This window comes from Bacillus sp. GW823-FHT06A11 (genome assembly GCF_058795355.1).
Genome location: NZ_JBXAHS010000003.1, coordinates 557,579 through 582,676, shown reverse-complemented (window position 1 = coordinate 582,676; position 25,098 = coordinate 557,579). Strand labels below are relative to the sequence as shown.

Below are 25,098 nucleotides of genomic sequence, written 5' to 3'. Positions count from 1 at the left end.
CACGAATGGGGGAGAACTATGAAGATTCTAATTTTAGGTGGTACACGATTTTTAGGAAGAGCTTTTGTAGAAGAGGCATTAAAAAGAGGGCATGAAGTTACATTATTTAATCGCGGAACGAATAAAGAAATTTTTCCTGAAGTAGAGCAGTTAATTGGTGACAGAAATAATAATGTTTCAAGTTTAGAAAATCGAAAATGGGACGTTGTCGTAGATACGTGTGGATTTTCTCCACATCACATTAGAAATGTTGGAGAAGCCTTACACGATAATATAAAGCATTATATATTCATTTCAAGTCTGTCCGTTTATAAAGATTGGATTCCGCCTCATATAAAAGAAGATTATATATTACAATCCGAACCTACGGGTGATCAAATAAAGGCTGTGGAGAATGGTGAAGTTTCTCCTTATGAGTATTACGGTGCGCTGAAAGTATTGTGTGAAAAAGAAGCAGAGAAGTATTGGCCAGGGCGTGTTTTACACGTAAGAGCAGGACTTCTTTCAGGGATGTTTGATTATACAGATCGGCTTCCATACTGGATTGGACGTGTAGCAAAGGGAGGAAAAGTGTTAGTTCCAGGAAGAAAAGGCCGTCCAGTGCAGATAGTTGATATAAAAGACGTCGCAAACTGGGGACTAAACATGGCAGAAAACAATAAAGCAGGTACATTCAATATAACAGGTCCGAAAGATGAATTGACGATAGAAGAGCTATTAAATACGTGTAAAAAGGTTACGAATAGTGATGCTGCATTCGTTTGGGTAGATGAATCATTTATGAAGGAACATAAAGTGCAGCCTTGGACGGAGATGCCTTTATGGCTTCCGGAAACTTTTTCATTAGAAGGCGAAACGAAGCCATGGAAAGGTGGGTTTTCTATTAGTGTCGAGAATGCTGTTAAAGCGGGACTTACTTTTAGCAGATTAGAAGATACTGTGACGGATGTGTATGAGTGGATGAAGAGTATGGAGGAATGGGAATTAAAAGCAGGGATTTCAGGCGAAAGGGAGAAGGAATTGTTAGAAAAATGGTATCAATAAATTTAGAGGAGCTCTTTGAATATAGTTGATTGCACATAAGGAGGAGAAAAGGTTATGTGGAAAGAAACCATTCATAGTATTTCATCAAACTTAAGCTTAAAAAATCCCGCTATGAAGGAAGAGCTTATTGAAATACAAAAGTGTTTACTTGTGGAATTACCGAATGACTTATCACAGCTATTACAAGAAACAAACGGTATAGCAGGTCAATACGGGGACTTTGTTTGGTCTGCCTCGAAAATAAAAAGAGAAAATATGAATATGAGATATATAGTTGATTTTAAAGATTTATATATGCCTTTTGACTGTTTATTGTTTTTCGCTGATGGTGGAAATGGTAATTTGTTTGGTTATTCCATTTTGAATGGGATAGTGCAAAGAGATGATATATATGTATGGAACCATGAAAATGATAGTAGAACGTGGGTTGCTCCTTCTTTAAAAACTTTTATGGAGTGGTGGGAAAGTGGGAAGATAACAATTTAAATATAGTATCAAGAAAAAACGCTTTGTTACGAAAGAAACAAGGCGTTTTTGGCAATGAATAAATCTACCACTCAATCGGTTCTTCCCCATACATGTCCCATAGCTTAGGAAACATCTTTTTCAAACCTTCTTCTTCATCTTCATTCCAGTCTAACTTGATAGCAACTTCCTCAGATTGTTCTTCTGTTTCAAACTCTTTTGCTTTCACACTACCAGCTATGCCAATTTCTCCGTAAAACACAACGTAGTCTTTATACCGCATTAGATAGCAGTAAGACCTCCACCTCAAAATCGAGCAAATACGAGGAAGACCCGTATAAATAAGTTGTATGAATTACATTTATTATTAGATTGTGTTCGTGACTATATTTTGGGAATTTTCTGTTGATTTACAATGTACGATAGTATATATTGTATATAAAGTATATATACAATATTTTTAAAAAGAGGTATTTGCATGCAAATCGTTATTACGAACACTTCAAAGGAACCTATTTATGAACAAATTGGTGTCCAAATAAAAAAACTTATTTTACTAGGTGATTTAAAGCAAGGAGATGCTCTTCCTTCAATGCGTCAGTTAGCAAAAGATTTAAGAGTAAGTATTATTACAACGAAAAGAGCATATGAAGAACTGGAAAAAGACGGTTTTATTTATTCAATTGTCGGAAGGGGGTCCTTTGTAGCAGAACAAAACATTGAAACTATGAAAGAAAAAAAATTAAAGACAGTTGAAGAAAAGTTGTGTGAAGCGATTCAAAATGCTAAACAAATGGATGTTTCTTTAAATGATCTAAAAGAAATGCTTACAATTTTATACGAGGAGGAAAACTCTTGGAAAACGTAATAGAACTTCAAAATGTCAGTAAATCTTTTCAAGGATTTCAAATTAAAAATTTTTCGATGGAAGTAAAAAAAGGATTTGTTACGGGTTTTATTGGCGGAAATGGATCAGGTAAATCTACAACGATTAAAATGATTATGAATCTAATGAACCCGGATAGTGGAAATGTCTCTTTATTTGGCATGAACTATTCGACTGATGCGAAGGGAATTAAAGAAAGAATTGGTTTCGTTTATGACGATAATGTGTTTTATGATGAACTCACATTAAAGGAAATTACTAAAATTATTGCGCCTGCTTATAAAAAATGGGATTTTAACCAATTTACATATTATAAAGATCTGTTCGAATTACCATTAAATAAAAAAATGAAAACATTCTCCAAAGGAATGAAAATGAAAGCCTCTCTTGCAATTGCCCTTTCACATCATGCTGAACTAATTATTATGGATGAGCCTACTTCCGGACTCGATCCGGTATTTAGAAGAGAATTATTGGATGTTTTACAAAATATTATGCAGGATGGTGAGAAAACTATCTTTTTCTCATCTCATATTACAACGGATTTAGACCGCATTGCCGATTATATTACATTTATTCAAAATGGGAAGCATATTTTTACAAAAGATATTTATGCCATTGCAGAAGATTATATTTTGGTCAAAGGACCACTAGATATGTTAGATTTTGATACTGAGCGTGAATTTATATCTGTATGTAAGGCAAATACAGGTTTCGAGGGATTGATTGAAAATGTAAATTCTATCGAAACTTTATTTAATAAAGAAGTGGTGATTGAAAAACCAAGTTTAGAGGATATTATGTATTTCATGAAAAAGGGGGAGTCAAGATGCTTAATTTAATTAAAAAGGATTTGATTTTACAAAAAACCTTTTTACCTGCTTATCTCTTATTTCTAGTTACCTATTTGTGGGCCGGCATGGATGTAGCATATGTCATAATCATTTGTAGTGCCGTTTTTGTAATTAACACATATCAATCTGATGATAAAGATAATGCTAATATTTTAGTAAACTCATTACCGTATACTAGGAAGGAAATTATAAGTTCAAAATATGTTGGAACCTTATGTTTTACAATAGTAATCATCCCATTTTGTTTAGTTGGAAAATATTTTATTTTAGACAGCATGGAATTTCAACTTTCCTTAGAAAGTTACATCCTAGGCTTCTTGGCAGTCATGCTGATTACTGCATTTTACATCCCATTTTTTGTTGCATTTAAAGTGAAAACACTTGTACCAGTTTTTATATTTTTATCTATTGGAGTTATATATTTAATGCGAAATACCCCATATTTATTAAATAAATATGCTAATGGCGTACTGACCTTTTTGAAAGAGATTTCAAATTTGAAATTATTTCTTATATTTGCTGTCATAGCAGTGGGGTGCTATGGGGTTTCATGGATATTATCTATTCGTATCTATCAGAACAAGGCTCTTTAATAGCAAGTTCTAAAAGGAGGATCATTTAAATGAAATCAAAAAAAGGGCGTCCTATTCGAATACGAAATTGGCTGAAAACTCTTGGAGCATTTTTCGTTATGCAACTAATTTTTATCATCCTTGATATGACTTCGTGGATACCGAATTTCAAGGAAGGAGGAGTTGGGGAGCGTCTCGTTAATTCAGAGTTCTTTACGGAATGGTTCGCTCCTTATAAAACAAAGCAATTTAACGTATTAACGCTAGTTATGGCTATTTTATTATTCCTAAATGTATTAACAAGTGCAATAAAAGACGCTTTTTCTAGAAAAAGAATTAATTAGCACATAAGTTGACCTTGCGTTTTTTTATAATGTCTTAACAATATTTAAAAACAACAGGGTAAAGATAAAAACTCCATTTATTGAAGTTTTACTTTATCTTTTATAATGATTTCTTATAAATTATTTGATTTTTCAGTTTTGTGCATTGACAATGTTTCCATTCGTCCCCCATAATGCTGCTCTAGTGTGTGCAATGATCGTGACATATGTATTTATACTTGTGATGACAAATGATGCGTATTGTTTTTGGAAAGTTAAAAAATTATTGAATGGAATAGAAAAATTGAGTAATCTTATTTGTACATCACATACATAATAGTTTTATAGTGATTTTTAAATAAAGTATAGGGGGAATGAGGGATGGATCTTACATTTAAAGTAGAGGAAACATGTTTTAATTACCGAGTCGGAGCAATTTGTAAACATGATAATAAAATTCTTATTCTACAAGGTGACGGTGAAGATTTTTGGTACGTACCAGGCGGAAGAGTGAAAATGCTAGAAAATAGTGAAGATGCGTTAAAACGAGAGCTTGCTGAAGAGTTAGCAGTTCCTATCGAGATAAATAGATTAATATGGTCAGTAGAAAATTTCTTTACACTTTCTGAGAGGAAATTTCATGAAATTAGTTTTTATTATGAAGTAGAGCTTCATGAGTTACCTGCAAATGGGGCAGAGGAATATATTTTGGAAGAAGAAGGTAGAACATATTTCTTTAAGTGGGTGCCGGTAGAAGAGTTAGATACATATAACTTACAGCCAGCGTTTATAAAAGAGAAAGTAAAGGATGTATCAGTTCATACAGCACATATCGTTTTACAAAAGTAAATGTATTAGGAGGGGATAAGGGTGAAGGGGACAAAAAAAGAGATTCATATAGAAGGAAAAGTAATTCCATATACACATATTGAAAAAGGTTCAAATAAGATATGCTTTATGTTCTCAGGTTCAGGATATAATTACGATAAACCGTTATTTTATTATGCGACGATGTTAATGCTTGAACATAAAATAGATGTAGTACATATTCATTATTCTTATGACGAACAAGTAATGAATAAATCAATGGAAGAAATAACGAAAGTAATGATGGATGATATTAATCCTATAATGAAGGAAGTATTAAAGGGTAAGCAATATAACGATACTATGTTTTTAGGGAAGTCACTTGGAACAATTCCGATTGCAAATGATTTAATGAAGAGAGAAGAGTTTTTACAGTCAAAAATGATACTACTTACACCTTTACTAACTTTTGATTCTATTTTTGAGGCGATTTTACATAGTCATCATGAAGGGATATTAGTAATTGGAGATAAAGATCACCAATATAATGCAGATCAAATTGATCAGTTGAATAAAACGAATCTAACGATCGATGTTGTTAAAAATGCAAATCATTCTGTAAATGTTGGGGAATATGAAACAGAGAATTCAATTGAGGCGATAGCAAATATAATAGAAAAACTTAAAGAAGTTATTAGGACAAACTAACCTATCAATACATGCAAAAAGAGGTGCAATTTGCACCTCTTTTTTACTTAATAAGCCCTCAAAACATGAAGTAAATAATCCTTACGATTCAGCGGATTATAATCAACACGTTTTCGAGTAGGGAAGGGAGCCTTCAGTTCTTTGTAACCAGATGGCTTCATTGTAAATATTCCTTCTCCTTCAGTGAATGAATGGAGTATTCGCTTAAAATTCTCTGTTTTCGCAACAGGTAATGAGCCTGTTAACTGGTAAGAATCATTGTATAATTTAGGCTCGCTAAAAGTTGCTGGAATAGCAGCTAATTTATACATCGCGGTACTAATTGCGTACTCCGGTACATTCAATTCAAACTCGTTTACTGGTTCATATACATATGTTTCAGCTTGAATTAAAGCATCCATTAAAACGAGTGGTGTTAAGTTCCTAAAGTCACTCGCTGTTGTAACAGGACTAGCATAACCTGTATGTGTTAACGTGACGATAATGTCCGTAACTTCCCATCCGTATAAACCTTGTTTTAACGTTTGAAATACAGTATCTTCAATTGCTTTATGAAATGCTAATGGAAGTGATCCCAGTTCAACACCTAACTTATATGTTACGCCAGAATTAAGTTCATCACGTTCGATTTTAAAACCAATTGTTGCGTAAAATGGATTCGCTTTTTCGCCCATTACTTCAACACTTTTCCCTATGCCAATGGGTTTTTCAATACATACGACACGCGTATTTGAGAAAGTAACTTGCAAATTATATTTCTCATAAAGAGTTGTTTCAATTACTTCTTTTTGAACTTCACCGAAAAGGCGAATATATAGTTCATTATGAATATCATCTTTCCACACTTTAATAAGCGGATCTTCTTCACATAGCTCCATAAGTGCAGCGTATAGATCATGAATACGTTCTTTTGGTAATGCTTCAATAGCAGCTTCCATTTGTGGTTCGGCAAAGTGAATATCTTTTATATAATCAGTCCGTTCACCGATAATATCACCAATTTTAATATCACTAAGTCCCCACACTTTGCAAAATTCTCCGCTAGGAACGATTGAAGCTTGAACTGCATTTCCGTTATGAAACATACATATTTTCTTAATCTTTTCTTTATGAGCTAGAGCATCATCACGCAGTATATGAACATATTTTCTAACGTGTAAACGACCAGAAAAAACTCTTACATATGCAATCTTTTCCCCAGAAGGTTCACGTTCAATTTTAAAAACAACACCGGATAATACTTCATTTTCTGCCGACTTATTAGCGGGAATTAAGTCTGAAATATTTTCGAGCAGTTCAGTTACACCTGTACCTGTCATGGCTGAACCGAAAAAGATAGGGAACACATTTGCTTGCGCTATCTGTTTAATGAGTTCCTCTCTTAATAGTGCGCCCGGTACGATTTCATTATTTACATATGACTCAAGTAATGATTCATTATATGGTGCTAACAGTTCCATACAATTTTCATATGATTTGTATTCAATGATTCGGGCTTCTTTCGTTCCTTCGTTTTCTACAGAGTAGAAAGGGAATGCTTCATTTGAAAGAACCTCTTTTATTTGTTTCATAACTTTTTCAGTATTTGCACCGCTACGATCAATTTTATTAACGAATAAAATAGTCGGTATGTTTAGTTTCTGTAATGTTCGCATTAAAATTTTTGTTTGCGCTTGCACACCTTCAGCAGCAGAAATAACTAAAATTGCACCGTCTAGAACACGAAATGATCGCTCCACTTCAGCGATAAAATCAGCGTGTCCAGGTGTATCAATGACATTTACTTTTATGTCATTGATACAGAAAGAGACGACAGATGCTTTAATCGTAATTCCGCGTTGTCTTTCTAATTCCATTGAGTCAGTTTGCGTATTACCACTATCTACTCGGCCAATTTCTTTAATCACATTTGTTTCATAAAGAATACGCTCAGTCAAACTCGTCTTGCCAGCGTCTACGTGCGCGACAATCCCTATATTTATTGTTGTCATATGTGAATATCCTCATTTCATTTTCCATTTTTAATTCCTCATTTCTATTTGTGTATTGCCGCATTACAATCACTCTCCAGTCATTTAAATTAGTACTATTATAGTGCAATTAACATTATTTGTAACGCGACAAAGCGCCTTAATTTGGAAAAATATAAATGAAAACAAAATGCTTGCATTCTAAATAGATATAGATTATATTAATTGACATATCAACTATTGATACATCAAACGTTTTTATTTTGTGTATAAAGGAGGGATAGTTTGACAAGTTCATGCTCAAAAGAAGCGATTATTTTATATAAATTACACTTTCTAAATAAAGAAGTAAGTTCGAAGTTTGAAGGTTGTACGGGTATGAGCCAGTCCCGATTAGAGCTTATACTTCAGTTATATGAAGTAGGTGAAATTAGTCAAAAAGCACTTCAACAAGAAGTGAATATTGATAATGCTGCGATAACGAGGCATTTAAAGCAGCTTGAGGCAAATGAAATGATTACAAGACGTAAAAATCCAGATGATAATAGAATTACGTTAGTTTCTCTTACTGAAGAGGGACGAAATAAAATTCAGGCGTTTCAAGAGGAAAAAGAACGTTTTGCAGCTTCAGCATTTAAAGGGTTAAGTGAAGAACAGCGCGATAATCTTTTAACTATGTTAAATCACATTCAAGAAAATATAAAAGAACTATAAAAAGGGAGAATTCAACTATGACTAACTCAGTAAAAACAAATAATTTTAACGAAATTTTAACAGGACGCCGTTCAATTCGTAAATACGATCCTTCAGTGAAAATTAGTAAAGAAGAAATGACAGAAATTCTTACAGAAGCAACACTTGCACCATCTTCTGTAAACATGCAACCATGGAGATTTTTAGTGATTGAAAGTGACGAAGCGAAAGCGACACTTGCACCACTTGCGAAATTCAATCAATCTCAAGTAGAAACATCTTCAGCAATGATTGCTGTATTTGGTGATTTAAACAACTTTGATAACGCGGAAGAAATTTACGGTACAGCTGTAGAGCGCGGTTTAATGCCAGCAGAAGTAAAAGAAGATCAAATGAAAAAACTTTCAGCTTACTTCTCAATGGTTACACCAGAAGTTATGAAAGATACAGTACTAATTGACGGTGGTCTTGTAGCAATGCAATTTATGTTAGCGGCTCGTGCTCACGGTTATGATACTTGTCCAATTGGTGGATTTGAAAAAGACCAAATCGCAGAAGCATTCGGATTAGATAAAGAACGTCACGTACCAGTTATGTTAATTTCAATCGGAAAAGCTGCTGACAGTGGTTACCAATCAGTACGCCTTCCAGTTGAAAAAGTTGCTGAATGGAAGTAATTTTATAAATACAGAAATAAGTGAGATATGAGAGGGGAAACATCATGATTATAATTCACGCAATATTTCAAGTAGATCCAGCAAAACAACAATCATTTTTAGAAGAAATTCGTCCGCTAATTCATAGTTCAAGAGAAGAAAGTGGAAATGTATCTTATGATCTTTATAAAGATACGGAAAAAGAAAATGTGTATACGATGGTAGAAGTATGGAAAGATGAAGCAGCAGTTGCAAGTCATAATAAGAGTGAACACTTCACATCTTTCGTTAGCAAAGTAAAATCGTTTTTAACTGCTCCTCTTGATATAAAAGCTTATAATGGAGCGTTAGTAAAATAATATGGTGAAAAGGATATCCTTAGCGTTTGCTATGGGTATCTTTTTTTATTTTGATAGGAATATATTTACTTCTACTGTGATGTGTTATAATTTGGAAATGAATAATTCTTAATTTTCAGAATAAATAAAGTTAGGAGATATATACATGAGTACATTAAAGAAAATTACGGACAATATTTCGAAGGTTATTATAGGAAAAGATGAAGCGATTGAACTTGCAGCTATAGCACTTATAGCAAGAGGGCATATTTTATTGGAGGATGTACCTGGGACGGGGAAAACAACATTAGCGAAAAGTTTGGCTAAAAGTATAGATGCTAAATTTCAAAGAATTCAATTCACAGCGGATACTTTGCCTGGAGATGTTATTGGTCTCGAATATTTTGATGTGAAGGAATCGGAATTTAAAACGAGGTTAGGTCCTATTTTTGCAAATATAGTAGTAGTGGATGAAATTAATCGAGCTGTACCAAGAACGCAATCTTCGTTATTGGAAGTGATGGAAGAACGTACTGTTACGATTGCGAAACAGACACATTCATTACCAGAACCTTTTTTAGTTATTGCAACGCAAAATCCTCTTGAATCGGCCGGTACATTTCCTTTACCTGATGCACAACTAGACCGTTTTTTACTAACTATACGTCAAGGCTATCCTACGAGAGAAGCAGAAAAGGAGATGATGAATCGTTTTCAAATGAATGATCCGTTAGAAACGTTACATTCAATTATTTCAACTGAAGAAATTATTACAGTGCAAAAACGAGCAAGAGAAGTGTTAGTAGGGAATGATGTGCAAGATTATCTACTTGAGATTATTGAGGCAACGCGTAAACATGAGTTAATTGAAATTGGAGTAAGCCCGCGGGGGACGTTGGCATTTATGAGAGCGATTCAAGCAAGGGCAATATTAAATGAAAGAGATTATTGTACGCCAGATGATATTAAGACGCTCGCAGCATCTGTTTGCGCTCATCGTTTAACGTTAACGATTGAGGGGGAGATGAAAACAACGAGAGAACAAATCATGAAAGAAATTCTTCATACGATTAATGTGCCAGTGGAGAATGTACAATGAATCAACAACTTGTGTATACACCTTTAGCGGAGCCTTTAGTAATGGGAGTTATGTCAGGTGTAGCCGTTATTTTATGTGTATTTTCAAGTAATCTATTGTTTTTATCTCTCGTATTTTTGTATGTAATTTTAATAGGTGCGATGCATGTATACATACGTAAAGTATCTCGTGTTGAATGGGAATACAGTCAAGGGAATTCAAACGTTTTTATAGGTGAAGCGAATGTGTGCAAAATGAAAATTTCAAACAAGTCGTTATTCCCTATTTTCAATATCGTATTTCGATTTAAATGTGAAAATAAGTTAACTTGGAATCATGATGAAATAAACAAAAATCATAGTACAGGTTCAAATTATTATATAAATTTTAATATAAAAGGAAGAGAATCAGTTTCATTTGATTTGCAAGCTGTAGCTGTAAAAAGAGGAATTGCGAAATGGGAAGAAGTTGAAATTGTCATTACGGATCCCTTTGGATTCATAACGAACCATATAACGTATAAACAAGTTGAAACGCCGTCTTATTTAGTTTTACCAGCTGTTCCGAAAATCCAAGTTCCTGAATTGCAAGAATGGTCACGAGGGTTTCGAAAAGCGATGTCATCCCCCTTATATGATGAAACGAAAGTAATGGGAGTGAAGTCGTATGAAAATGAAGATTTTCGTTCTATCCACTGGAGTGCAACAGCGAAAACAGGGACGATAACCGCGAAAAAGTACGAGCGAACACAATCAGATAAATATGCGATATATCTCAACTTGCAAAATAAAAGCGGTATTTCTTTGCGAAATGATACAGAGGAACTCATTGAATTAACGGCAGGCATATGTAAACAACTGCTTATGCAAAACTGTTCATTTGAAGTATGGATCAATAGCGTAAAAGATAACGGTTTGCTACATATAAAGAACGGTCATAACCGAAAACATTTGCAAAATGTATTAAAAGTACTTGCCTCAATATCGGACCAAGATACTCCTGTATCGTCTACTTATTTTTACACAGCAGGCTTTCGGCGAAAAGAATTGGATGCAGTTCCTTTAATTCTTGGTACTTCCCCAAAGAAATACAGTAGAACGAATAAATGGGTCGTAATTAAAGAATAAGAAGGGGTTTATGTTATGGCTAATAAAGAGCGACATATGAAGGTGAAGATTTGGAGTATTAGAGTTTTCATGATACTTTTCTTTACGGTTAGTGCGATAACGTTATCACAAGGTGTTGTGCATGTACAAGACATAGTAAAAGGGCTTTTTTCTAGTAAGACGGAGACAATATCGGAAAGAAATTATGATTTTACTAGTTTAGACGAACAGTTTGATGAACCTGAAAGAATTATAGATGAAGAAACAGGAGTTGTAGATACAAGAACAAAAATAGATAGGAAAATTCCACTTTTTGTACGAAAAAATTCATGGACTGATGTGTTTTCTGTTCTTTCAAATTCATGGATTAGTGTCGTTTTTTATGTAATTATTGCAGTGGTCATTCTATATGCTTTTTATAAATTAATGAGGAAAAAGGTAATGAATTCAGAAATAGAACAGGATAAACAATCGATAACAAAAGAAAATACGGATAGAACCGAAAAGAACAAGAAAGTGAAGCATCAGTTTGAACAGCCGTTACCTAAAGATAAGATAAGGCAAACGTTAGTGGAATGGGAAAGAACTTTACCATTTCACGAACAGAGAAGGTCATATGAAACGATGCAACAATGGTTAAGTAGAATTTGTAGAACGCGAGATATTATTCCGATATATGAGTCTGTCCGTTATGGAGAAAAGACGTATACGGAGTTAGATGTAGAGAAGACTGTACGATGGATAGAGCGAGACGGGAAAGCGTGACATTAATATAAGTAAATGAAATTAACTGTAAATTAATTTCATTTACTTATATTTAATTACATGGTAATGTATACTTACTTTTTTATATCTCTACCAATGGAAAAAAGTTGCCTTAGTAGAGTATTGCTCGTTACATTTTTTATGAGTTTATCTTCGCTTCATCAGTATAGAATGAAAAAGAGATGAATTGATTACGGGTAGCATGTAAATAAAAAATTATAATTTATTTTTAAATTTTTATAAGGGTGTGAAAATAGAATGAAACCTGTATTGAAAAACATACTCCTTTCCTTTATTTTTTCTGCAGCAGGGATGTGTTGGTTTCTGTTTATGTTAGTTAGAGGAGGCGGAGACTGGTTATTGTCTTGGGTAGGTGTATTCATGGCCTTTTTATCTTTATACACGTTAATAGATTTATATTGTAAGTATACATACGATAAAAAATGGAGTAAATTGTTTATCAAAGCAACAGTTACTACCTTTAGTTTTGCAGTATTGGGAATCACCTTTGGTATTGTACACGAGCTATTACAGCCATGGAGTCTCAGTTTAATGGTTTGGTATTGGTTGTTAGTGTTACTTTTATTTGTAACGACCATAATATTATTAGTTTTTGTATTATTTGTTAATCGTAAAAATTATAATATTCCTGGGAGATATAGAATACTTATACTGCTTAATCTATTTCTTACGTTAGCACCAGTGCTGTGGCCATTAATACTTACTATTATCGGGAATGGCATGAACGCTAGTGCAGGATGGTAAAAGTAAATGAACTAAAAAGTTGATATAGGGTTTTAAATATGTAAAAGAACGAGTTTTCAAAAATTGAAAACACGTTCTTTTTTTATTTTCATACATTACTTTTTCTCATCTGGGCGTCTAATTTTGAAAGTAAGTATTTCGTAAGGAATGGATAAGAAAAAAGAGAGTTTTATCATTTAGGATGAAAGTATAGCTTGAATCAATACGATATGAATAGAGGAGAGAAAGCCTTATGAAAAAATGTTATTCCATTAAGTTAGCGAGTTTGGCAGTTTTATTAGCGGGTACTACTTTATTCACACCCGGTTTTACTGTGAAAGCAGAGTCTATTCAAAATATTTCTAATTCATCAGAAGCACATGACCAAAAGAATCGGAATGGTTGGAAACAAGTCATGCAGGAAACAATCCAAATTGGAGCGCCAGGGGTATTAGCTAAGACGTATAATAACGGTAAAATTAGTAGTTATAATGCTGGTTTGGCGGATTTAAATAGTAAGAAACCAATGAAATCGGATTATCGTTTTCGGATTGGAAGTGTGACGAAGACTTTTACTGCTACGACTGTTCTTCAATTAGTAGGAGAAAATCGTGTGCAGCTTGACGATTCGATTGAAAAGTGGCTGCCCGGCCTCATTCAAGGAAATGGTTATGATGGCAATCAAATTACGATACGTCAACTTTTGAATCATACGAGTGGTATAGCTAATTATTTAAAGTCAAAAGACGCTGATATTATGAATTCGAAAAAAACGTATACAGCAGAAGAAATAGTAAAGATAGGACTTGCTCTACCCCCAGATTTTTCGCCAGGTAAAGATTGGTCGTATTCAAACACAGGATACGTAATACTAGGAATGCTTATTGAAAAAATAACGGGTAATAGTTACGCAGAAGAAATCGAAAAGCGCATTATTGAACCTTTGGATCTATCAAATACGTTTTTACCAGGGAATTCACCCGTTATTCCAGGTAAGAATCATGCTCGAGGGTATATGAAAATTGACGAAACAAGTGAATTGAAAGACATGACGTATTATAATCCGAGTTTAGCTAATTCAGCGGGAGATATGATTTCAGATGCAGACGATTTAAATAAGTTCTTTTCATCTTTACTCGGTGGTAAGTTATTGAAGGAACGCGAGCTAAAAGAAATGCTTACTACAGTTCCTGTAGAAGGAAAAGGGGTTGGTGATGGATATGGTCTTGGAATCTATGAGACTAAACTTCCAAATGGTGTCTCAGTATGGGGTCACGGAGGATCAATTCCTGGGTTTATGACTTTTGCAGGCGGAGTAATGGGAGGCAAGCATACATTTGCTGTCAATGTTAATTCTTTAGGTCCGGTTGATATTCTTACACAGTTTGATAAAATGATGCAAGTTGAATTTCAGAAATAGATGGAAAGAATGTGAATGGAATCCTGCTTTAAAGGACAGTATTAACATTCATAGTAGAACATCAAGAGTAATTCAACAATAAAAAAGGATGTCAGTTACACGACATCCTTTTTTATTGAGAATCAAAGAAGTATGTTTTGAATTTTGAAAATTGTTATTTTTGCAATTGTTCCATATAATGAAGGGTAGAGGGGTTATACAGGGGAGTTATGAATGGAGAATACTTTAGTTAGTTAATTGTTTTTATTTTAATAAATAAAAGTAAATTGATGTGGAGTGAAATTCATTGGGAGAAAATCAGTTTAGATGGAGTAACAAGCAATTAAGAGAACATGTTGAAGTAATAGATGGTAAAAGAAGTCCGCACATTTTATTGAAGAATGCAACGTATTTAAATTCCTATATGCGCGAGTGGGTACAAGCAAATATTTGGATCTATGATGATCGCATTATTTATGTAGGAGAAAAACTACCAGCGCAACTACAAGAATGCGAAGTCATTGATTGTGATGAAAAGTATGTAGTTCCTGGCTACATAGAACCACATGCACATCCATATCAATTATATAATCCTGAAACGTTAGCAAATTATGCGATGCAGTTTGGGACGGCGACTTTTATTAATGATAATTTAACTTTATTTTTCACATTACAACGTGAAGAAGCATTTCGTTTATTAGATGAATTTGAAAAGATTTCAGCAAGTATGTATTGGTGGTGTCGTTTTGATGGACAGACTGAATTGCAAAACGGGGAATCTTTATTTAATCGTGAAGAAATAATAGAGTGGCTAAAGCATAAAGCAGTTCTTCAAGGCGGTGAGCTAACAGCGTGGCCAAAGTTATTACATGGCGATGATGAAATGTTACATTGGGTGCAGGAAACGAAACGATTACATAAAAAAGTAGAAGGACATTTTCCAGGTGCATCTGAAACGACTTTAGCAAAGTTAAAACTGTTAGGTACAGATTGTGATCATGAGGCGATGACAGGGCAGGAAGCTTTCGCTCGTCTTATGCAAGGTTACACGGTTTCCTTAAGAAATTCTTCAATCCGCCCAGATTTAGAAGTGTTATTGAAAGAATTGTTGGAACTAGGAGTAAAACAGTTTGATAGATTCATTCTTACTACAGACGGCTCACATCCTTCATTTTATGAAAATGGAATGACAAACGTAATGATATCTACCGCGATAAAACAAGGAGTGCCAGTTATAGATGCTTATCATATGGCAAGCTATAATATCGCCCGTTATTATAATATGGAGCATCTACATGGTTCAATTGCGACAGGTAGAATTGCTAATATAAATATTTTAGAAAGTAAAGAAAACCCGGTTCCAATAAGTGTAATTGCAAAGGGGAAATGGGTGAAGCGCGACGGAGTAAATAAAAATGAATCAGTACAAATAGACTGGAGTAAATTCAAAGTAACTCCATTATTATTAGACTGGTCCATAGAAAAAGAAGATATGATTTTCCTGCATAAAATGGGTATACAATTATTGAATAATGTTATAACAAAAACATACACGACTGAAATTGATTTAAACCGTGATGAACTTTCACTAGATCATGATGAGTGTTTTCTAATGATGATTGCTCGTGACGGTGTGTGGCGAGTGAATACAGTTGTGAAAGGTTTTGCAAAAGAACTTGGTGGGCTTGCTAGCTCTTATTCTGGTACCGGCGACATCATTCTTATTGGGAAGAATAAAGAAGAGATGCTTACAGCTTTTCATAGAGTAAAAGAGCTTGGCGGGGGAATGGTAATAGCTGAAAAGAATGAAGTATTACACGAAATCGCATTACCATTGCTTGGGATTATGTCTAATTTGAAAATGAATGAATTAATACAGGAAGAGAAACAGATGGTGAAATTACTACAAGAGCGTGGTTACGCGTATGACGATCCGGCATTTACCATTTTGTTCTTTTCTGCGACGCACTTGCCTTTTATACGGATAACACCTATAGGACTATATGATGTGAAAAATAGTAAGGTACTGGACTCACCGGTAAATTTAATAAAGCAATATTAAAAGGAAAGGCCCTATAATAGTCTAAATTATAGGGCCTTTTACATTATTAGTATAAGAATATTGTAAGCCTCAAATGATATAGTATCTAAATCATTTGAGGTGATATGTAAATATGAAAAAAATATTTTACATTTTAAGCATATTTATTCTGTGTGTATCGATACAACACGTTGTACATTCCCAATCAGATGCACCAAGGTTATCTTCGGATTGTCTCGAAGAAAGAAAAGTTCGAGATGAAAAGTATGTGAAGAATATAATACAGGACATTAAATCCACATTTAATTTAAATATTGATGAACATAGTTTTTGGGAAGTAAGTAAAAGAGATCTGGAGGCTGCCCATTTGATGTATGGTGGAAAGGAAAATGATTCTTATTATAATTCGCTAACTAAAATTTATGATAGTGGTGGATTTAGCGAACAGCCCAGCTTATTTGTGAGGGCGCAAGAAGCATTTTTACTTTATAAAGAAAAAGATAATATCAATGTAATGAAACGCCTAAAACTAGACGTTGAAAAAGGGGAATGGCTCGTTATAAAAACGAAAAAGAAGAAAGGGAAAAAAGTGAAATTCAAGCCTTTGCAATGTGAAAAAGATTATATGAAAAAGAGAAATGAATAACAAAATACTTATTCATGCTGTTTTTATTCAATGATATTTTGCTGTTGATTTGAAATAGAAAAAGGTAAACGAACATATTAGCTTTATGGAATATGTTTGTTTACCTTTTTTTGAGAGATTTAAAAATTGGGGATGTTTTTAGTTGGAAATTATGTACTGGCTAATGAACTTATAACATTCAATGAATTTGTTCTTCATAAACATTAGATTTTGTGTCAAATGATTTATACATTGCCGAACCACCTATGTATATTTTATTCTACAGTATTTATAAAAGAATATTGGCCATGCATAAGAAATATGATTGGCACAGTTTTTGCTTGTATTAAATGTAAGGAAGGGAGATTGTATGTAAGGAATCTGTACTCGTAATAGTATAAAACAAGCTACTATTGCATTATTAATCATAGTTGTATTTATAGCGGAACTGTAAATACATACAAATAAGTAGGTTTTCGGTTTAAAAATTCTGAATTTTCTTTTAAATTATCAGGGGGCAATGGTATGGTTAAATATTCGAAAATTTCTAAGTGGATTCTTGGTGTTGGACTAGTGACAATAACATGTAATGGTTTGCAAATTCAAGCAGAGACAAAAGAGAAAAATGTGAAGAACGTATTACAAATGGAGCCGGTAGGAATACAGAAATCTGTTGATGAATTGGCGCACCCTTCAAAAGTACAAGAAAATGCATCTTTTACAAAACGGTTAAAATTAGCGGATTTATCGCAGCGTCCACTAGCACCAAACGATAATATTAAACCGTTAGCTGAAGAAAAAAAGTATTCAATGGCTGAGTTAAATCAATTAAATAATAAACAATTAACTGATCTTCTTGTGACAATTAAATGGTATCAAATTCCAGAATTATTTCAGTTTAATAGTGATAGTCTTAAATTCTATCAAGATGATAGTCGAATGCAAGCAATTATTAATAAACTAGCAGAACAAGGACAAGCTTATACGAAAGATGATTCAAAAGGGATTGAAACATTAGTAGAAGCTCTACGTGCAGCATTTTATTTAGGTTTTTACCATGATGAATTAAGCAAACTAAATGAGCGTAGCTACCATGATAAATGTTTACCAGCTTTAAAAACAATTGCAAAAAATCCAAATTTCAAACTTGGTACATCAGAACAAAATAAAGTAATTGCATCATATGGAAAATTAATTGGAAATGCATCAGCAGATGTTGAAACGGTTTTATATGCAGGTGAAATTTTTAAACAATATAATGATAATCTTGCAACTTTCATTGAAGACCGAACAAAAGGAGACGCTATATATGAGTTGATGAAGGGAATTGACTTTGATATTCAGACGGATATGTACACGACTGGAAAAGAGCCAAAAGATACGATGTGGTTTCGAAATATTGATAACTTTATTAATGAAGTAAATCGTTTTGCACTACTTGGTACAGTAACAAATAAAAACGGATGGTTAATTAATAATGGAATTTACTATGCTGGACGATTGGGCAAGCTTCATAGCACGCCGACAAAAGGACAACAAGTTGTTACAGATGCAATGCGAATTTATCCATATTTAGGAGAGCAATACTTTGTTGCGGCAGAACAAATTACTACAAATTATGGAGGAATAGATGCGAACGGAAAAACTGTAAATTTAGATCAAATTCGAGAAGAGGGTAAAAAGAAATATTTACCGAAAACGTATACGTTTGATGATGGAGCAATTGTCTTTAAAGCTGGGGATAAAGTTAGCGAAGAGAAAATTAAACGTCTATACTGGGCGGCAAAAGAAGTGCGTTCTCAATTTTATCGTACAGTTGGTAGCGATAAACCACTTGAAAGTGGACATGCTGATGATGTGTTAACGATGGTTATTTATAATAGCCCAGATGAGTATCAATTTAATCGTCAACTGTACGGATATGAAACGAATAATGGTGGGATTTATATTGAAGGGACAGGGACTTTCTTTACATATGAACGTACACCAGAGCAAAGTATTTATAGTTTGGAAGAATTATTCCGCCATGAATTTACGCACTACTTACAGGGAAGGTACGAAGTTCAGGGATTATGGGGACAAGGAGAAATGTATCAAAATGAACGTTTAACATGGTTTGAAGAAGGAAACGCAGAGTTCTTTGCAGGTGCAACGCGATTAGATAGTGTAGTACCGCGAAAAAGTATAATTGGTGGGTTATCTAATGATCCTACAAAACGTTATACAGCATCACAAACATTAAATGCGAAATATGGAACGTGGGATTTTTATAATTATTCGTTTGCGCTGCAATCATATATGTATAATAAGCGCCCTGAAATGTTCGATAAAGTGCATGATTTGATTCGCGCAAATGATGTTTCAAGTTACGATGCATACCGTGCTACATTAAGCAAAGATAATAAGTTAAATGAAGAATATCAATCTTATATGCAAATGCTTATTGATAATCGCGATAAGTATACAATTCCACAAGTATCAGATGAGTATTTAACTCAGCATGATCCAAAATCGCTTTCGGACATTACTTCAGATATTACGAATGAAGCGAAATTAAAAGATGTGAAAGTAACAAAGAATAAATCACAATTCTTTAATACATTTACACTACAGGGGACATATACAGGAAGTGCGGCTAAAGGAGAAGTTGAGGACTGGAAAGTGATGAATGAAGCAACAAATGATATGTTGAAACGTCTTTCAGGAAAAGAGTGGACTGGATATAAAACATTGACTGCTTATTTTGTAAATTACCGTGTAAATAATGCTGGGCAATATGAATATGATGTTGTGTTTAGCGGAGTGAATACGGAAGAAGGTACGGCTGTAGAAAAAGAACCAAATAATTCATTTGAAACAGCAAACCCACTATCTTTGAATATTTTGTTAAGAGGAACCTTGAGCGATCAAGATCAGGGGGATAAATTTGTTATTGATGTAAAGGATCAAAAAGATTTACAAATTTCTGTTACGAACGAACAAAATCTTGGACTGAACTGGGTATTATATTCTGAATCAGATCTAAATAATTATGTAGCTTATGCAACAAAACGTGATGGAAACAAATTGCTTGGAAATTATAATGCAAAGCCAGGGAAATATTACTTAAGTGTATATAAGTATGGTGGTGGAACAGGGAATTATACGGTACAAGTAAAATAGTTTACTATAATTTATTTTGAAAGGAAACTTATTGCATTTTTTAGCAAAATAAAGTATGTAATGTTAAAAATTAAACTATATCAATATATCCCTGTTCTAATTATAGAACAGGGATATATTGGCTTTATATTTTTAAATTAAATAATCTCATTGGATTTTGACAAGAAAATAATTAATATAGATTTGAATTCTCATTCGTAAAGAATACTTTAATCTTCTTAATGCTCTTTCATTTTTGTCTCAATGCTTGTTTTCAAATCAGTTGATACTTGATTGAAATACCCCAAAACGATCTCCCTAATATCATCGGATATAACTTTCAAATCACTAGCTAAGTTCTCAGCGAGATGTTCTTTTTCTATCGGTTTTAACTTCGTATAAAATTCACCAGCCTGCGTAAAGTCATTCTGTTTTGCTATAGAAGTTCTTTCAAGTTTACCTTCAACGTACCTTCCGTCACCGCTTGTAATTTGATTAGCGGGTGTCCAATCTTGCTGTTGGTTAATCGTTAATTTGCGAAATTCGGGACCAATTCTTCTTCTTTGTGAATCACTGTAAATGTTAGCGCGCCCTTGCAACATTTTATCATCTGATAGTTCTGCACCATCCAGTAAATTAGAAGGGGAGAATGCGACTTTCTCTACTTGTTCCATAAAATTTTCAGGATTTTTATTTAATACCATTTTCCCGACTGGTATGAGAGGATACGTCTGTTCATCCCATACTTTTGTGTCATCTAAAGGATCATAAGATAGGTAAGCTTCATCTTTCGGATCCATGAGCTGGACGTATAAACCATACTCCACTGGTTTACCATTTTCAATAGCATCATATAAATCTTTCCCGCTATAATCAGGGTTTTCAGCAGCTAGTTTAATTGCTTCTTTACTAGTAATGTACTGTACACCTTCAAATGGGTACCAATGATACTTTACATACTTTCGATTACCTTCCGCATTTCTCCATACATATGTATTAACACTATGTCCTGGAATGTGGCGAAGACTTTTGGCCGTACCATTATTAGAGTATAAACGGACAACAAAATGAATAGATTCAGGTGCTTTAGCGACAAAACTCCAAAATCTATTAGGATCTATTAAGTTATTTTTAGGTGAAGGCAATAATGCTTGAATCGTTTCAGGGAAACGCATTGGGTCACGAACAGAAAAAACAGGAATGTGATTACATAAAAGGTCAAAAATGCCTTCTTTTGTATAAAATTTTGTAGAAAAACCGCGTACATTTCTAGCAGTATCCGGTGTTCCTTTCGTACTAACAGCTAACGAAAATCGCACCATAACAGGAACTTTCTCATTAGAATTTTGTAAAAAACTTAATTTAGTATGTTCAGACATCGAATATATCGTTTGAAAATAACCGAACGCACCAAATCCTTTTACATGAACAGGTCTTTCTAAAATTTTTTCATGAATAAATTCTTGTAATGACTCATGCAGTACACTATCTTGCTCTAGTACGGGTCCACGTGAACCAACTGTTTGAGAGTGAAGTTTAGCTTGTTCATTACGTTCGTCATTTTCATTAAAGTCTTTCCCTAGTATAGATTGCCCCTGTTTATCATAGTTTTCATCCATCGATATAGCCTCCAAATCTTTTTTGTCCAATGTTACTAAATATGATTCTATAGCCCTAATTATGTATGACATGCAAAGTTCAAAGCAGTAACATACCGCTAGATACAAAAAACACATATGTAGTGGACCTGTTGAAATAGAAGAAATTATGGAAAAATGAATATCGGGAAGAGAAAGCACGCGTTTTACTAAAAAGGTGGAAGAAAACCACTATTAAAATTTCAATCTTAAAACTTAATTTATAAACGATTATATAGAGAATGAACGTTAAAAAAGGAAAAATAACTAGGAGGAATTTAACATGTCGGATTGGTTTCAATTAGATAAAGAATATATGATGTCTACATATTGTCGTACAGAGGTTGCAATGGAAAGAGGAGAAGGGTGTAAACTGTATGATGTAGATGGTAAAGAGTATTTAGATTTATTTTCTGGCGTAGGAGTAAATGTATTAGGATACAATCATCCTAAAATTGTACAAATGACAATGGAGCAAGTTGCGAAATCGTTGCATTTACCGTTTCATTTTTTAAACCCAGTTGCAATTGAGTATGCAAAGAAATTAGTAGATTGTACTTTAAAAAGCGGAAAAGTCTTTTTTACAAACTCTGGTACGGAAGCGACAGAAACAACATTAAAATTAATTGATAAATATAGATTTATTGCGAATGAAGAGCGTGATGGAGTAGTTGTGTTAAAAGATAGTTTTCACGGGAGGACGTTAGGGGCACTGCATTTTACGAGACAAGAAAAGGTATATCAAAATTTCCCTAAAACATCTATTCCTGTATATGAAGTAGAGCGCGAGAATATAGACCAATTAGAAGAAACCATTATTAAAGAAAATCCAATTGCGATTATGCTAGAGCCTGTTTTAGGTAGCGGGGGGATTTATCCTTTATCAAGTGAATATTTACATGGTGTTCAAAATTTATGTGAAAAATATAATGTACTTCTTGTCGTTGATGAAGTTCAAAGTGGTATGGGGCGAACGGGAAAATTATTTGCTTATCAAAATTTTAATATTACACCAGATATTATTCAAATTGGTAAAGGAGCAGGAGGCGGGATACCGCTAGGAGGAATTATTGTAGGTGAAAGGTTATGTGATGTATTTTCACCAGGAGATCACGGGACAACATTTGCTCATTCATCAATGGGAACAGCTTTAGGTTTAACTGTATTAAATACATTACTTGATGATGGGTTAATGCAAGAAGCTTATGAAACGTCACTATATTTGAATGACAAACTGCAAGATATTCAGAAAGAAAATGCTTATTATATTCAGGAAGTACGTCATGCGGGGATGATGTTTGGGATAAGTGTGAATGACACGAATGAAAATGTAAAGAAATTACAGATTGAGTTAATGAATAAAGGGATGTTAGTCGATGTAACACAAGGGAATATTATTCGATTACTTCCGCCGTATATTATTACGAAAGAGGAAATTGACGCATTCACTTATGAGTTTATTTCCTGTGTTCATAACATAGCTGCTACAGCAAGTATTTAAAAAAATATAAAAAAAATATAAAAAGCTGAAGAAGCCGCTATTTTAGCGGCTTCTTCAGCTTTTTAAAATAGTAAATTACTTAACATAGAGAGCATCTCATTGGACAAATAATTAATTATGTGAAACAATAATAACAGATAAGGAGACGTTAATTTTCCTTAAGTGCTTCGAATTAATTTTATTCAATAAGAGAAGGTGTGCTTAAAGAAGTTAAATTAAATAAGGAGCTGTTTTATTATATGCAACAAAATAATGATTTAAATTTTGAACCTCAAGACGTTAATATTGTCAATCCTAAACAAGCCAGGAAAGCAGTAATTGCTACTGGTATAGGGAACGCAATGGAGTGGTTTGACTTCGGATTATACGCGTATTTAGCGGTTATCTTAAGTCAATTATTCTTCTCAGGTGTTGATAATAGTGGATTGCAACTTGTACTTACATTCGGTACATTTGCAGCAGCCTTTCTCGTTCGACCAATCGGAGGTGTATTCTTTGGTAGAATAGGAGATAAGTACGGCCGAAAAATCGTGTTAAGTACTACTATTATTTTAATGGCACTTTCTACATTATTCATCGCATTACTACCAACCTATGAACAAATTGGTGTATGGGCACCAATACTACTTTTAGTTGCCCGAATGATTCAAGGCTTCTCTACAGGCGGCGAATATTCAGGAGCAATGGTTTATATCGCAGAATCTTCTCCAGATAAAAAGCGTGGTATACTCGGTAGTGGTCTTGAAATTGGAACACTCTCAGGTTACATTGCTGCATCGGTAATTGTTACCATTTTGACGTTATTGTTAACAGATGAGCAAATGCTCAGCTGGGGATGGCGTATTCCGTTCTTAGTAGCTGCACCAATTGGTTTGGTCGGTTTATACTTACGCCGTCATCTAGATGAATCTCCAATCTTTGAAGAGATGGAAAAAGCACAAGAGGAATCTGAAGACAATGAACAATTTTCATTTATGGATATTATTAAATATCACAAAAAAGACTTCTTATTAAGCACAGTAATTGTCGCCTTCTTTAATATTACGAATTATATGATTCTTTCGTATATTCCTTCTTATCTAACTCAAGTACTTAAAGTCAAAGAAACAACGGGCTTATTAATTATTTCTATTACGATGGCACTTATGATTCCACTAGCACTATATTTTGGTAAATTAAGTGATAAAATTGGTAATAAACGCGTCGTGCAAATTGGTTTACTTGGTTTAACTGTATTTGCAATTCCAGCATTTTTACTAATAGGTAACGGACATATTGCAGCTATATTTGCAGGTATTTTCGTACTAGGTTTCTTCTTAAGTGTATATGAAGGAACATTACCTTCATTATTACCATCACTCTTTTTCACTGATGTACGTTATCGAGCACTTTCGATCTCATTTAATATTTCTGTATCGATATTCGGTGGAACAACACCGCTTGTATGTTCATACTTAGTTCATGCAACTGGTAACCCGCTTGCGCCAGCATTTTATTTGACGGGTGTAAGTATTATTGGATTAGTTGTATTTAGTGTATTATTTGTTACGACTTCAGGGCGTGCGCTAAAAGGTTCATATCCTACAGTAGAAACGAAAAAAGAAGCACACCTAATCGCTAAAGAAGACCCTGAAGAAACACTTTGGTGGCATGAAGAGTCATTAGAAATTGAAGCAGGGAAGAATGCTTCCATTTAAAAAGCAACGTAGAAGTATAAAAAGACTCCTATGAATATAGGAGTCTTT

General features: G+C 33.8%; 24 protein-coding genes. 21 read left to right on the top strand and 3 right to left on the bottom strand.

What is annotated here, in order from left to right; translation table 11 throughout:
• Window positions 1–18 precede the first annotated feature (18 nt).
• Window positions 19–1,044 carry an SDR family oxidoreductase gene (locus tag AC1Q8L_RS17180; protein WP_000697712.1) on the top strand — a complete coding sequence of 342 codons (1,026 nt, stop codon included), beginning with the start codon at window positions 19–21 and terminating at the stop codon, window positions 1,042–1,044.
• Window positions 1,045–1,098: 54 nt separating this feature from the next.
• Complete coding sequence (locus tag AC1Q8L_RS17175) at window positions 1,099–1,530, top strand: SMI1/KNR4 family protein (RefSeq protein ID WP_000265431.1); 432 nt, start codon at window positions 1,099–1,101, stop codon at window positions 1,528–1,530.
• A 64-nt stretch (window positions 1,531–1,594) separates the two neighbouring features.
• On the opposite strand, the gene AC1Q8L_RS17170 is transcribed toward AC1Q8L_RS17175, so the two are convergent.
• A complete protein-coding gene (locus AC1Q8L_RS17170; RefSeq protein WP_001269542.1) occupies window positions 1,595–1,792 on the bottom strand; it encodes a hypothetical protein in 198 nt (65 codons plus the stop codon).
• A 195-nt stretch (window positions 1,793–1,987) separates the two neighbouring features.
• On the opposite strand from AC1Q8L_RS17170, the gene AC1Q8L_RS17165 reads away from it, so the two are divergent.
• From AC1Q8L_RS17165 to AC1Q8L_RS17140, 6 genes are all read left to right on the top strand, one after another.
• Complete coding sequence (locus AC1Q8L_RS17165) at window positions 1,988–2,377, top strand: GntR family transcriptional regulator (protein ID WP_001167593.1); 390 nt, start codon at window positions 1,988–1,990, stop codon at window positions 2,375–2,377.
• Complete coding sequence (locus AC1Q8L_RS17160; RefSeq protein WP_000432463.1) at window positions 2,365–3,237, top strand: ABC transporter ATP-binding protein; 873 nt, start codon at window positions 2,365–2,367, stop codon at window positions 3,235–3,237. Before AC1Q8L_RS17165 ends, AC1Q8L_RS17160 begins: the two co-directional genes overlap by 13 nt.
• On the top strand, window positions 3,225–3,842 hold the full coding sequence (locus tag AC1Q8L_RS17155; protein ID WP_492339472.1) for an ABC-2 transporter permease: 618 nt from the start codon (window positions 3,225–3,227) through the stop codon (window positions 3,840–3,842). The genes AC1Q8L_RS17160 and AC1Q8L_RS17155 overlap by 13 nt, the downstream gene beginning before the upstream one ends.
• A 29-nt stretch (window positions 3,843–3,871) precedes the next feature.
• Window positions 3,872–4,165, top strand: a complete 294-nt coding sequence (locus tag AC1Q8L_RS17150) for a YfzA family protein (RefSeq protein WP_086387008.1) — start codon at window positions 3,872–3,874, stop codon at window positions 4,163–4,165.
• 360 nt (window positions 4,166–4,525) lie between these two features.
• Window positions 4,526–4,993 carry an NUDIX hydrolase gene (locus AC1Q8L_RS17145; protein ID WP_000366233.1) on the top strand — a complete coding sequence of 156 codons (468 nt, stop codon included), beginning with the start codon at window positions 4,526–4,528 and terminating at the stop codon, window positions 4,991–4,993.
• A gap of 21 nt (window positions 4,994–5,014) precedes the next feature.
• Window positions 5,015–5,659 carry a hypothetical protein gene (locus AC1Q8L_RS17140; protein ID WP_000679131.1) on the top strand — a complete coding sequence of 215 codons (645 nt, stop codon included), beginning with the start codon at window positions 5,015–5,017 and terminating at the stop codon, window positions 5,657–5,659.
• A gap of 47 nt (window positions 5,660–5,706) precedes the next feature.
• On the opposite strand, the gene AC1Q8L_RS17135 is transcribed toward AC1Q8L_RS17140, so the two are convergent.
• Entirely contained in the window at window positions 5,707–7,650 is a 1,944-nt protein-coding gene (locus tag AC1Q8L_RS17135; RefSeq protein WP_025117848.1) for an elongation factor G, read from the bottom strand.
• 264 nt (window positions 7,651–7,914) lie between these two features.
• Between AC1Q8L_RS17135 and AC1Q8L_RS17130 the strand changes: the two genes are divergently transcribed.
• The 11 genes from AC1Q8L_RS17130 to colA all read left to right on the top strand — a co-directional run bounded on the left by AC1Q8L_RS17130 (window position 7,915) and on the right by colA (window position 20,236).
• Window positions 7,915–8,343: a MarR family winged helix-turn-helix transcriptional regulator gene (locus tag AC1Q8L_RS17130; RefSeq protein WP_000204169.1), complete on the top strand. Its 429-nt coding sequence runs from the start codon at window positions 7,915–7,917 to the stop codon at window positions 8,341–8,343.
• Window positions 8,344–8,360: 17 nt separating this feature from the next.
• Window positions 8,361–8,999: a nitroreductase family protein gene (locus tag AC1Q8L_RS17125; protein WP_000185403.1), complete on the top strand. Its 639-nt coding sequence runs from the start codon at window positions 8,361–8,363 to the stop codon at window positions 8,997–8,999.
• Between the two features lie 44 nt (window positions 9,000–9,043).
• Window positions 9,044–9,337, top strand: coding sequence for a putative quinol monooxygenase (locus AC1Q8L_RS17120; protein ID WP_000583827.1), 294 nt, complete (start codon window positions 9,044–9,046; stop codon window positions 9,335–9,337).
• A gap of 145 nt (window positions 9,338–9,482) precedes the next feature.
• Window positions 9,483–10,415: an AAA family ATPase gene (locus tag AC1Q8L_RS17115; RefSeq protein ID WP_000105647.1), complete on the top strand. Its 933-nt coding sequence runs from the start codon at window positions 9,483–9,485 to the stop codon at window positions 10,413–10,415.
• Window positions 10,412–11,521, top strand: a complete 1,110-nt coding sequence (locus AC1Q8L_RS17110; RefSeq protein WP_001075956.1) for a DUF58 domain-containing protein — start codon at window positions 10,412–10,414, stop codon at window positions 11,519–11,521. The genes AC1Q8L_RS17115 and AC1Q8L_RS17110 overlap by 4 nt, the downstream gene beginning before the upstream one ends.
• Window positions 11,522–11,536: 15 nt before the next feature.
• On the top strand, window positions 11,537–12,265 hold the full coding sequence (locus AC1Q8L_RS17105; protein ID WP_001284442.1) for a hypothetical protein: 729 nt from the start codon (window positions 11,537–11,539) through the stop codon (window positions 12,263–12,265).
• 258 nt (window positions 12,266–12,523) lie between these two features.
• On the top strand, window positions 12,524–13,030 hold the full coding sequence (locus AC1Q8L_RS17100) for a DUF3902 family protein (protein WP_000805743.1): 507 nt from the start codon (window positions 12,524–12,526) through the stop codon (window positions 13,028–13,030).
• A 232-nt stretch (window positions 13,031–13,262) separates the two neighbouring features.
• A complete protein-coding gene (locus AC1Q8L_RS17095; protein ID WP_492339471.1) occupies window positions 13,263–14,429 on the top strand; it encodes a serine hydrolase domain-containing protein in 1,167 nt (388 codons plus the stop codon).
• A gap of 286 nt (window positions 14,430–14,715) precedes the next feature.
• Window positions 14,716–16,470 carry an adenine deaminase C-terminal domain-containing protein gene (locus tag AC1Q8L_RS17090; RefSeq protein WP_098311847.1) on the top strand — a complete coding sequence of 585 codons (1,755 nt, stop codon included), beginning with the start codon at window positions 14,716–14,718 and terminating at the stop codon, window positions 16,468–16,470.
• 112 nt (window positions 16,471–16,582) lie between these two features.
• Window positions 16,583–17,095: a hypothetical protein gene (locus tag AC1Q8L_RS17085; protein WP_000719367.1), complete on the top strand. Its 513-nt coding sequence runs from the start codon at window positions 16,583–16,585 to the stop codon at window positions 17,093–17,095.
• Between the two features lie 504 nt (window positions 17,096–17,599).
• Window positions 17,600–20,236 carry a collagenase ColA gene (gene colA / locus AC1Q8L_RS17080; RefSeq protein WP_000241872.1) on the top strand — a complete coding sequence of 879 codons (2,637 nt, stop codon included), beginning with the start codon at window positions 17,600–17,602 and terminating at the stop codon, window positions 20,234–20,236.
• 218 nt (window positions 20,237–20,454) lie between these two features.
• On the opposite strand, the gene AC1Q8L_RS17075 is transcribed toward colA, so the two are convergent.
• The gene (locus AC1Q8L_RS17075) at window positions 20,455–21,834 is read right to left on the bottom strand and encodes a catalase (RefSeq protein ID WP_000344193.1); all 1,380 of its coding nucleotides are present in this window, start codon (window positions 21,832–21,834) and stop codon (window positions 20,455–20,457) included.
• 301 nt (window positions 21,835–22,135) lie between these two features.
• On the opposite strand from AC1Q8L_RS17075, the gene AC1Q8L_RS17070 reads away from it, so the two are divergent.
• The gene (locus tag AC1Q8L_RS17070; RefSeq protein ID WP_001286460.1) at window positions 22,136–23,353 is read left to right on the top strand and encodes an aspartate aminotransferase family protein; all 1,218 of its coding nucleotides are present in this window, start codon (window positions 22,136–22,138) and stop codon (window positions 23,351–23,353) included.
• A gap of 239 nt (window positions 23,354–23,592) precedes the next feature.
• Window positions 23,593–25,050, top strand: coding sequence for an MFS transporter (locus tag AC1Q8L_RS17065; RefSeq protein ID WP_001186932.1), 1,458 nt, complete (start codon window positions 23,593–23,595; stop codon window positions 25,048–25,050).
• Window positions 25,051–25,098 lie beyond the last annotated feature (48 nt).

Bases quoted from the DNA above. Each gene is read 5' to 3' on its own strand.
- AC1Q8L_RS17180 (WP_000697712.1), top strand. From the start codon at position 19: ATGAAGATTCTAATTTTAGGTGGTACACGATTTTTAGGAAGAGCTTTT.
- AC1Q8L_RS17175 (WP_000265431.1), top strand. From the start codon at position 1,099: ATGTGGAAAGAAACCATTCATAGTATTTCATCAAACTTAAGCTTAAAA.
- AC1Q8L_RS17170 (WP_001269542.1), bottom strand. From the start codon at position 1,792: ATGCGGTATAAAGACTACGTTGTGTTTTACGGAGAAATTGGCATAGCT.
- AC1Q8L_RS17165 (WP_001167593.1), top strand. From the start codon at position 1,988: ATGCAAATCGTTATTACGAACACTTCAAAGGAACCTATTTATGAACAA.
- AC1Q8L_RS17155 (WP_492339472.1), top strand. From the start codon at position 3,225: ATGCTTAATTTAATTAAAAAGGATTTGATTTTACAAAAAACCTTTTTA.
- AC1Q8L_RS17150 (WP_086387008.1), top strand. From the start codon at position 3,872: ATGAAATCAAAAAAAGGGCGTCCTATTCGAATACGAAATTGGCTGAAA.
- AC1Q8L_RS17145 (WP_000366233.1), top strand. From the start codon at position 4,526: ATGGATCTTACATTTAAAGTAGAGGAAACATGTTTTAATTACCGAGTC.
- AC1Q8L_RS17135 (WP_025117848.1), bottom strand. From the start codon at position 7,650: ATGACAACAATAAATATAGGGATTGTCGCGCACGTAGACGCTGGCAAG.
- AC1Q8L_RS17125 (WP_000185403.1), top strand. From the start codon at position 8,361: ATGACTAACTCAGTAAAAACAAATAATTTTAACGAAATTTTAACAGGA.
- AC1Q8L_RS17120 (WP_000583827.1), top strand. From the start codon at position 9,044: ATGATTATAATTCACGCAATATTTCAAGTAGATCCAGCAAAACAACAA.
- AC1Q8L_RS17115 (WP_000105647.1), top strand. From the start codon at position 9,483: ATGAGTACATTAAAGAAAATTACGGACAATATTTCGAAGGTTATTATA.
- AC1Q8L_RS17110 (WP_001075956.1), top strand. From the start codon at position 10,412: ATGAATCAACAACTTGTGTATACACCTTTAGCGGAGCCTTTAGTAATG.
- AC1Q8L_RS17105 (WP_001284442.1), top strand. From the start codon at position 11,537: ATGGCTAATAAAGAGCGACATATGAAGGTGAAGATTTGGAGTATTAGA.
- AC1Q8L_RS17100 (WP_000805743.1), top strand. From the start codon at position 12,524: ATGAAACCTGTATTGAAAAACATACTCCTTTCCTTTATTTTTTCTGCA.
- AC1Q8L_RS17095 (WP_492339471.1), top strand. From the start codon at position 13,263: ATGAAAAAATGTTATTCCATTAAGTTAGCGAGTTTGGCAGTTTTATTA.
- AC1Q8L_RS17085 (WP_000719367.1), top strand. From the start codon at position 16,583: ATGAAAAAAATATTTTACATTTTAAGCATATTTATTCTGTGTGTATCG.
- colA (WP_000241872.1), top strand. From the start codon at position 17,600: ATGGTTAAATATTCGAAAATTTCTAAGTGGATTCTTGGTGTTGGACTA.
- AC1Q8L_RS17075 (WP_000344193.1), bottom strand. From the start codon at position 21,834: ATGGATGAAAACTATGATAAACAGGGGCAATCTATACTAGGGAAAGAC.
- AC1Q8L_RS17070 (WP_001286460.1), top strand. From the start codon at position 22,136: ATGTCGGATTGGTTTCAATTAGATAAAGAATATATGATGTCTACATAT.
- AC1Q8L_RS17065 (WP_001186932.1), top strand. From the start codon at position 23,593: ATGCAACAAAATAATGATTTAAATTTTGAACCTCAAGACGTTAATATT.